Annotated in this window: 12 protein-coding genes; 6 read left to right on the top strand and 6 right to left on the bottom strand. The window is 38.6% G+C overall.

Features of this window, described 5'->3' with window-relative positions; translation table 11 throughout:
• Positions 1–10 precede the first annotated feature (10 nt).
• Positions 11–280 carry a YfhJ family protein gene (locus BFL01S_RS17820; RefSeq protein ID WP_025909533.1) on the bottom strand — a complete coding sequence of 90 codons (270 nt, stop codon included), beginning with the start codon at positions 278–280 and terminating at the stop codon, positions 11–13.
• A 136-nt stretch (positions 281–416) separates the two neighbouring features.
• On the opposite strand from BFL01S_RS17820, the gene BFL01S_RS17825 reads away from it, so the two are divergent.
• Positions 417–575, top strand: a complete 159-nt coding sequence (locus BFL01S_RS17825) for a small, acid-soluble spore protein K (RefSeq protein WP_025909532.1) — start codon at positions 417–419, stop codon at positions 573–575.
• A 44-nt stretch (positions 576–619) separates the two neighbouring features.
• Here the strand turns inward: BFL01S_RS17825 and BFL01S_RS17830 are convergent, their stop codons facing one another.
• Entirely contained in the window at positions 620–940 is a 321-nt protein-coding gene (locus BFL01S_RS17830) for a YfhH family protein (RefSeq protein WP_025909531.1), read from the bottom strand.
• Between the two features lie 81 nt (positions 941–1,021).
• On the opposite strand from BFL01S_RS17830, the gene BFL01S_RS17835 reads away from it, so the two are divergent.
• Positions 1,022–1,681 (top strand): SDR family oxidoreductase, encoded by a 660-nt coding sequence (locus BFL01S_RS17835; protein WP_061786516.1) that lies wholly within the window; start codon positions 1,022–1,024, stop codon positions 1,679–1,681.
• Positions 1,682–1,712: 31 nt separating this feature from the next.
• Here the strand turns inward: BFL01S_RS17835 and recX are convergent, their stop codons facing one another.
• The 4 genes from recX to BFL01S_RS17855 all read right to left on the bottom strand — a co-directional run bounded on the left by recX (position 1,713) and on the right by BFL01S_RS17855 (position 4,409).
• Entirely contained in the window at positions 1,713–2,522 is an 810-nt protein-coding gene (gene recX / locus BFL01S_RS17840; protein WP_061786517.1) for a recombination regulator RecX, read from the bottom strand.
• 83 nt (positions 2,523–2,605) lie between these two features.
• Entirely contained in the window at positions 2,606–3,001 is a 396-nt protein-coding gene (locus BFL01S_RS17845; protein ID WP_061786518.1) for a family 1 glycosylhydrolase, read from the bottom strand.
• Positions 2,998–3,378 (bottom strand): carbohydrate ABC transporter permease, encoded by a 381-nt coding sequence (locus BFL01S_RS17850; RefSeq protein WP_235859260.1) that lies wholly within the window; start codon positions 3,376–3,378, stop codon positions 2,998–3,000. The genes BFL01S_RS17845 and BFL01S_RS17850 overlap by 4 nt, the downstream gene beginning before the upstream one ends.
• Before the next feature lie 41 nt (positions 3,379–3,419).
• Entirely contained in the window at positions 3,420–4,409 is a 990-nt protein-coding gene (locus BFL01S_RS17855; RefSeq protein ID WP_061786519.1) for a LacI family DNA-binding transcriptional regulator, read from the bottom strand.
• A 238-nt stretch (positions 4,410–4,647) separates the two neighbouring features.
• Between BFL01S_RS17855 and BFL01S_RS17860 the strand changes: the two genes are divergently transcribed.
• From BFL01S_RS17860 to BFL01S_RS20175, 4 genes are all read left to right on the top strand, one after another.
• Entirely contained in the window at positions 4,648–5,550 is a 903-nt protein-coding gene (locus BFL01S_RS17860) for a TIGR01777 family oxidoreductase (RefSeq protein WP_025909525.1), read from the top strand.
• A 33-nt stretch (positions 5,551–5,583) separates the two neighbouring features.
• Positions 5,584–6,711 carry an amidohydrolase gene (locus BFL01S_RS17865; protein WP_061786520.1) on the top strand — a complete coding sequence of 376 codons (1,128 nt, stop codon included), beginning with the start codon at positions 5,584–5,586 and terminating at the stop codon, positions 6,709–6,711.
• A gap of 252 nt (positions 6,712–6,963) precedes the next feature.
• Entirely contained in the window at positions 6,964–7,524 is a 561-nt protein-coding gene (locus tag BFL01S_RS17870; protein ID WP_025909523.1) for a GNAT family N-acetyltransferase, read from the top strand.
• Between the two features lie 111 nt (positions 7,525–7,635).
• The gene (locus BFL01S_RS20175; RefSeq protein ID WP_076512909.1) at positions 7,636–7,764 is read left to right on the top strand and encodes a YfhE family protein; all 129 of its coding nucleotides are present in this window, start codon (positions 7,636–7,638) and stop codon (positions 7,762–7,764) included.
• The last annotated feature ends 50 nt before the right edge of the window (positions 7,765–7,814 follow it).

Below are 7,814 nucleotides of genomic sequence, written 5' to 3' on the forward strand. Positions count from 1 at the left end.
CATTTGTAAATTAATGCTTTAAATAATCATCGTTATTTAATAAGTGCTTATATTTTGGGTTTTTGACCGCCACTTCATGAAGCTTATCCCCATAGTGGTTAATGTACATTTTTACAACTTGCTCTGCAGCTTCTTTTCCCTTGTATTCATAGCCTGCTTTTGCATACGTTGACTCGAAATCTTCCCAAAATAGCTCCACCCACGTTCTTGCTTGTGCATAAGAAAGTGTATCATTTTTTGCAAGTAATTGATTTGTGAGTCTTTCAAAAATATCTTCCATATAAACACCTCTATTACCAAATTATTCATGAGTAAACGATTGGTTTCGACTTACACTAAGTCAAGGGGAGTATAGCTTTCCCTGACTTACTATATCATACACACAACAAATTCTTTTGTAAAAGGGGCAGTCTTGAATGCGTAATAAAGAAAAAAACTTTCCAAATCAATCAAACAACAAACTAGAAGGTGAGCCACGCGCTAAAGCTGAATTCGCTTCAAAACGCGCTGATGGAACAATTAACACAAACCCACAGGAGCGTATGCACGCATCTAACCAACGTACAGACGGCTAACAAAATAAAAGCACGAATTGATCGCCGTCAATTCGTGCTTTGTTTTATGAATCGCTCTTAAGCATTGAGATTGGTAGTGCTTCTTCTTTCTCAGAGGTTCCTAAACGAAACCCCCAAGCAAACACTCCATTCATGTAATCAATTTTAAAATATTGACCTGGAGCTCCTTCAATTTCATATACTTCACCAGGTTTGTATGAAGATGGATCCAACAAGTACGACTTAGCCATCACAATTTTTCTTTCTAATACGGCATACTCGTTAATCATCCCTAATTGCTCAGCTTTTCGTGCTTTATCATTTAGCACGCTAATCTCTTGCTGAATCTCATACGTACTCATTTCACTATACCTTTTGTCTGACACGATGTTTCCCCCTTTTGTTCCTTTCTTTTTATTATAACAAAAGGTATAACTAAAAGGAGAGCAATATAAGGAGGCGCTTACATGAAAACAATATTAATTACGGGCGGAGCAACGGGTCTTGGCAACGAGCTTGCTAAGCTATATGTACAAAATGGCGATCAAGTCATTTTATTAGGCAGAAATGAAGAAAGACTGAATAAAACACAAGAAGAGTTAGGTACAAGCTGCATTGCCACCGTTTCAGCGGACTTGACTAATTACCAAGAGCTTACACAAAAAATGGATAATCTTTTGTCTTTTCACTCCGTTGACGTTTTAGTTAACAACGCAGGTATGGGACATTTTGGACCACTTACAAGCTACACAAAAGAGATGATTGATGAGGTCATTGATACCAATGTTAAAGGAACAATTTACCTCACACAAGCCCTGCTACCTCATCTACAAACACGTGAGCAAGCCTCTATCTTAACCATCATCTCAACTGCTGGGCTGCGCGGAAAGAAAAACGAATCCGTTTATGTCGCAAGTAAATTTGCGCTCAGAGGATTTGTTGAAAGTTTAAAAGTAGAATGTGAGCACACTTCTGTTTCATGCACTGCTGCTTATATGGGCGGAATGGATACGCCTTTTTGGGACAACAGCGATCATATCGCGGATAAAAGCCGCTTAAAGCATCCAAGTGAAGTAGCTAGCATTATTTTCAACCAGCGTATGACAAAGAAAGACATTATGATGTAACATACACAAAAGCCTTGCTGACAGCAAGGCTTTATTCTTCTTCCAAGGATGAAATAAACGCTTCAATTTGATCAATTGAAAAGCCTTTTCGATAGAGGTTCTGCTTCATTTTTTGCTCATACTCCCAGCCGCTATACTTCGCGTATTTCCTATGAGCCTTCATGCCTTGTTGTGTAAGAGCTTGCCATTCTTCATCACTATTTTTTTCAACATCCACGTGCTGCATGGCTTCGTTAATAATGCTAAAAGAATAGCCTTTGTTCACTAAAAACTGCTCAATCTTTTGCTTCATGACGATTTCTGAGTACTTTTTATATTTCCCCTTTAGCTTTGCAATGAGCTTCATTACTGTTTCAATTTGCTCTTCTTTTGAGAAATGTTCAAGCGTAGACTGAACGATGTCTGGTTTAATCCCTTTTTCTTGAAGCTCTCGTTTAATAACGCTCGGCCCTTTTGACGTAGTGTTAACCTGCGTAAGCACGTAGGCTTTGGCAAACTCTTCATCATTTAAATACCTGTGAGAATCTAACCTTTGAATCACCTGCTGAACAATCATATCTCCTACTTCTTTTTTCTTTAAATAATCTCTTACTTCTTTTTCAGAGCGCATTCGATATGAGAGATAGGTTACCGCTAAGTTATAAGCTTTTTTTTCCTCATCTGCAAATTGAATTTCCGCTAGTTCAAACTCATCCAACACTCGTCCTTTTTTCAAGTCATACTGAATGAGAACATTGGCATCAACACCAAAAGCAAATTCTTCGCCTTTTCCTTGATCTATATAAACATTAAATCTCTCTGCGCTATTCTTTTGCGTTGTAATTTTCGTAATAACCGTCATTTTTTCACCTCATCCAATTCAACAAAAAAATTCTTCTTGGCTCATCATATCACACTGAACCAAGAAGAACGTATCCGTTGCTTTTAAATTAAGATGCTACGGTTGCTTTTAATAATTTCCGCATATCGATATGCACTATCTTTCCAAATTCGCTCTTGAGAATCAAAATCTACATAGAGGATTCCAAAGCGTTTATCGTAACCAAAGCTCCACTCAAAGTTATCCATTAATGACCATAAATAATAGCCTTCAATACCCATTCCTTCTTCATTGAGTTCATGTACAGCCTGTAAATGTTGCTCCACGTACTCTACACGACCTGCATCATGAACGCGGCCATTTTCAACAATATCATCAAACGCTGCGTAAATAAACAGCTTGATTGCTTTTGCCTTTCCAGATCCGGGTGTTTTAATCGAAACCTTAGTCTCTAACGATTGACTTTGCTTACTTTTATTCACCACAGGTCGTTCTATCATTGTTTACACCTGCTTTTCCTTTTTATTTTGGTTACCGTACATTCCTTTGAAGACAAAAATAGAGAAAATAACGGTAATGATAAATAATCCGTAGGCAACTGCTGATGCGTAGCCGTAGTTGTTGTATTTAAATGCTTGGTTATATAGAGATATAGCACCATCGTATTTAAAGCTCCGTCTGGAGAACCAACGCCATCCGTTAACAACATTGGTAAATCAAATAACTGCAGGCCGCCAATAAGAGACGTAATCATGATATACAGTAAAATTGGCTTTAATAATGGCAGCGTAATTTTCGTAAACGTTTGCCAGTGGTTAGCTCCATCAACTAGAGCAGCTTCGTAGTAATCTCTTGAAATACCAGAAACCCCAGCCATAACGACGATAAATGAATGACCAAATTCGTAAATCGACGCCCTTATCGACTGACAAGCTCAACTGGAATGACGTTGGATGAGATTACTTTTTTCTTGTGAGTGATTTGTTCAATTAAAATTTGTGCAGCTTGATTTCCCATTAAATCCGTATCTTGCCTAATCGTTGTCAACTTCGGGGTAATATACTGTACCATGTCAATATCATCAAATCCAATAATTGAGATATCTTCCGGCACTCGAAGCCCTCGCTCTTTTATCGCTTCAATTGCACCAATCGCCATATGGTCACCAGCTGTAAATACTGCGGTTGGCTGAACCTCTAAATCTAAAAGCTTATTCATTGCTAGCTTTCCTTCTTCAATTGAAAAGAAGCCACCGTCTACAAGATAACCGTCTCGAATTGATAAGCCTATTTCTTGCATTCCCTTCTGGTACCCTTTTGCTCTCGCTTCTCCAACAGCATTTATAAAACTGCCTGCAATATGAGCAATTCTTTCATGACCGAGTGAATGTAAATGTTGAACAGCTAGCTTTCCTCCTTCCACATTATCAGAATAAACCGTACTGCACGGAGCTTCCATCATATCAATGACAACAATGGGAAGCTTGCTGTTAATTAAATCTTGAATTTGAGAGTCATCAGCACGCGAACAAAATACAATAACTCCGTCTACGCCTCGGTACATAAAATGTTCCAAATAACTAACATCACGATTGCGTAAATTTCGCGAAGCAAAGATGAGATCGTACCCTTCACGCTCGGCATGTTTCCTAAAACTTTCAATCACAGCGTTAAAAAATGGATGCTTCATACCAACGCCGTTTTCTTCAGCAAACACAACGCCAATTATGTGGGACTTCTTTGTAGAAAGTGATTGAGCATTGGAGTTAGGCAAATAGCCCATCTCAGCCGCGGCCCGTAAAATTTCTTGCTTCGTTTTTTTACTAACGTCTGAATAGTTATTTAAAGCTTTTGATACAGTTGTACTTGAAAAACCCGTTTTCTTTGCAACATCATAAATTGTAACCATTGTTTTCTCCTCTGTTACGAAAGCACTTTCGATAGCGTCGTTATAACGCATTCATTTTATATAGACAATACTTATTTTAAAATTTTCATTATATGATCTAACAAAAAGAAATGTTTTTTTCGATAAAAAAAGGGTTTTATAACTATAAGTACTAATATAAGAACAATGATTGAAACCATCGTTTTGGTAAACAATAGAGCTAGTATTAGGTGGTACTTATCAAAAAGGAGGAATGAAAATGAAAGTTGTGATTGCTGGCGGTACGGGTTTTGTAGGAAAAGCACTCGTGCATGATTTACTAAAAAAACAGCATGAAGTATACGTGTTAACACGGAATGCTAATAAACCCTCTCACAATCCTAACCTTCACTATGTAGAATGGCTAAAAGAAAATGCTAAGCCTGAAGATGTTATTCAGAGGGCTGATGCCTTTATTAATCTAGCAGGCGTTTCGTTGAATAGCGGTAGATGGACAGAGGAACGAAAACAAGCGATTGTCCAAAGTCGAGTTTCTTCTACTCGTGAAATCATTCGAATTATGGATAGCTTAGAAAGAAAACCTTCTGCTTATATTAACGCAAGCGCTGTAGGTTATTACGGAACATCAGAACACGATACCTTCACTGAAACGTCTCCATCCGTTGGTGATGACTTTTTAGCTGAAACGGTTAAAATGTGGGAAAAAGAGGCATCGAAAGCTAAAGATTTAGGAATTCGCACTGTATTTACGCGCTTTGGCGTTATTTTAGGAAAAGAAGGCGGCGCATTATCAATGATTGCCTTGCCTTATCGTTTTTTTGCAGGAGGAACAGTTGGCTCAGGAAATCAATGGCTCTCTTGGGTGCATATTAAAGACGTTGTGGGAATAATTCAGTTTGCGATAGAGAACCAAGACGTACAAGGACCTGTTAACGTCACAGCACCTACCCCTATCCAAATGAAAGAGTTTGGTCAAACTGTGGGTGCAGTTTTACACCGTCCTCACTGGCTTCCAGCCCCTAGTTTTGGCCTGAAGCTTATGCTTGGCGAAATGAGTATGATTATTTTAGAAGGACAACGCGTAATTCCTGAAAAAATGATGCAACACAACTACCATTTTACATATACTAAATTAGAAAATGCATTACAAGACTTATTATAACGGTGTATGAATGTATCAGATAAGGAGTTTGCTATGAAAGCGACACTATTTAAAAACGCTACAGTTTATCCAATTACATCACGGGCAGTACCTAACTGCGACGTACTTGTTGCTAATGGAAAAATTAAAGATGTTGGACCGAACTTACAGCCTCCTCTTCAAGTGGAAGTCGTAGATTGTAAAAACCGATACTTATTTCCTGGGTTTATTGATGTTCATACACACCTTGGACTCTATGACGAAGGCACGGGTTGGGCTGGTAATGATGCAAATGAAACTATCGAGCCGCTCACTCCACATATTCGAGCATTGGATAGCGTACATCCACTTGATTCTGCATTCAAAGACGCTGTTCAGCACGGCATAACAACCGCTCATATTATGCCAGGAAGCGCAAACGTAATCGGCGGTACAACTTCTGTGATTAAAACTACTGGCACCAACATCTCAAACATGCTCATCCAAGAAACTGCTGGTCTGAAAATTGCGCTTGGTGAAAACCCTAAGCGAATTCACAGTCATGGAAACAAAGAATCCATCACTCGCATGGGCATTATGGGGATGCTTCGCGAAGCGTTCTATGAAGCAAAATACTGTGACAATACCGACAGTTTACGAATCAAGCCTCTTGTGCAGGCTTTGCAACGTGAAATTCCTGTTCGAATTCACGCTCATCGCGCGGATGATATTTTATCTGCTTTACGTTTTGCGGATGAATTTAATTTAGATATCCGTATTGAACACTGCACCGAAGGTCATTTGATTGCTCATGAGCTAGCTTCTAGAAACTTAAAGGTTTGTGTTGGACCTACGCTAACAAGACGATCAAAGATTGAGCTCAAAAATAAAAGCTGGGAAACCTATCAAGCACTTTGGAATCAAGGCGTAGAAGTGTCCATTACAACTGACCACCCCTACACGCCGATTCAATATTTAAATATTTGTGCTTCCATTGCTGTAAGAGAAGGCTTAGATGAACAAAAAGCACTCGAAGGTATTACAATTGCAGCTGCTAGAAACCTGCGCGTTGATCACCGTGTTGGCAGCATTGAACGTAATAAAGACGCTGATTTAGTACTATGGAATTACCACCCTTTTCACTACCTGGCTAAGCCTTTAGTAACAATGATTAATGGAAAGATATTATTTAAAAAAAATTAACAAAATAACTATTTTCAATTTCAAATTTTTTTAGTATGATACGTACAGAAACATATGAAAAAAACAAATCTATACACATCACTTGTTAACATTTGAAATCGTTGACTTGTAATGGGAAGGCAAATGGTGCGCCACCAGGTAACTGGTTCTAGTGGGTTCGATTCCCACCCCGAAATTTTTTTTACTACTAAAAAATTTCGAGGGTGGGGACTTGAAGGTCCTTTGTATGCCCTCATTCAGGAGGGAAAAGTTATGTTAAAAAAACGTGACCTACAAGACTGTCAATCTCTTTATGACCTAATGATGCATCCAGATGTCTTCCCTTTTGTTCGTCATAAAGCGTATTCTCAAGAAGAGTTTTTGTTCGTAACGAAGCAAACAATGGAAGCAGAAGAGCACGGGGAAGTCATCTCGCGTACAATTCTTGATGAATGGGGTAACCCAATCGGCACGATTAACTTATTTGATATTGAAGACCAAGCTGGCTTTTTGGGTACTTGGTTAGGCAAACCTTATCACGGCAAAGGATATAATCAGCTCGCCAAAGAAGCATTCTTTAACGAACTCTTTTTCGAACTAGAGATTGAGCGCGTATTTATGCGAATCCGAAAAGTCAATGTCCGTTCACTGAAAGCAGCTGAAAAGCTACCTTATGCAGTCCTTGCTAACGAAACGCGAAAAAGCTTATACGATGAAATCAATCGAAAAGAAGAAGTATACGATTTATATGAAATCCCCAAGGATTTATATACTCTTTACTACATGCGTCACGAGCAAGAAGTTCATGAAGACCACCAGTTAAAAGAAGCGTAGAGAGCAAATCCATCTCCATGGATAGCTCTTTTTTTATGTTTGCCTATTGGTTTAAAAAACGCCAAACTTGGTGAAACTTAGTACAGAAATGAACTACTTGGAGGGATTTTAATGGCTGATAAAAAGCGTCATGAAAAAACGAAAAGTACACTAAGAAGCGCACAAGAAGTAACGTATTCTCATGAATTTAAGTTAGCAGACCAAGCTGGCGGCTATACTAAAAAGCAATCTAGACATTAATCTCTTAGCAAAGAGACTGAGACATAAGTAGTTCAGCCTCTACTGTACCT

Origin of the sequence: Priestia flexa NBRC 15715 (assembly GCF_001591565.1) — a bacterium.
Taxonomy (GTDB): Bacteria; Bacillota; Bacilli; order Bacillales; family Bacillaceae_H; genus Priestia; species Priestia flexa.

What these genes read in the sequence shown, in the direction of transcription:
- BFL01S_RS17820 (WP_025909533.1), bottom strand. Translation starts at nt 280, where the DNA reads ATGGAAGATATTTTTGAAAGACTCACAAATCAATTACTTGCAAAAAAT.
- BFL01S_RS17825 (WP_025909532.1), top strand. Translation starts at nt 417, where the DNA reads ATGCGTAATAAAGAAAAAAACTTTCCAAATCAATCAAACAACAAACTA.
- BFL01S_RS17835 (WP_061786516.1), top strand. Translation starts at nt 1,022, where the DNA reads ATGAAAACAATATTAATTACGGGCGGAGCAACGGGTCTTGGCAACGAG.
- recX (WP_061786517.1), bottom strand. Translation starts at nt 2,522, where the DNA reads ATGACGGTTATTACGAAAATTACAACGCAAAAGAATAGCGCAGAGAGA.
- BFL01S_RS17845 (WP_061786518.1), bottom strand. Translation starts at nt 3,001, where the DNA reads ATGATAGAACGACCTGTGGTGAATAAAAGTAAGCAAAGTCAATCGTTA.
- BFL01S_RS17850 (WP_235859260.1), bottom strand. Translation starts at nt 3,378, where the DNA reads ATGGCTGGGGTTTCTGGTATTTCAAGAGATTACTACGAAGCTGCTCTA.
- BFL01S_RS17855 (WP_061786519.1), bottom strand. Translation starts at nt 4,409, where the DNA reads ATGGTTACAATTTATGATGTTGCAAAGAAAACGGGTTTTTCAAGTACA.
- BFL01S_RS17860 (WP_025909525.1), top strand. Translation starts at nt 4,648, where the DNA reads ATGAAAGTTGTGATTGCTGGCGGTACGGGTTTTGTAGGAAAAGCACTC.
- BFL01S_RS17865 (WP_061786520.1), top strand. Translation starts at nt 5,584, where the DNA reads ATGAAAGCGACACTATTTAAAAACGCTACAGTTTATCCAATTACATCA.
- BFL01S_RS17870 (WP_025909523.1), top strand. Translation starts at nt 6,964, where the DNA reads ATGTTAAAAAAACGTGACCTACAAGACTGTCAATCTCTTTATGACCTA.
- BFL01S_RS20175 (WP_076512909.1), top strand. Translation starts at nt 7,636, where the DNA reads ATGGCTGATAAAAAGCGTCATGAAAAAACGAAAAGTACACTAAGAAGC.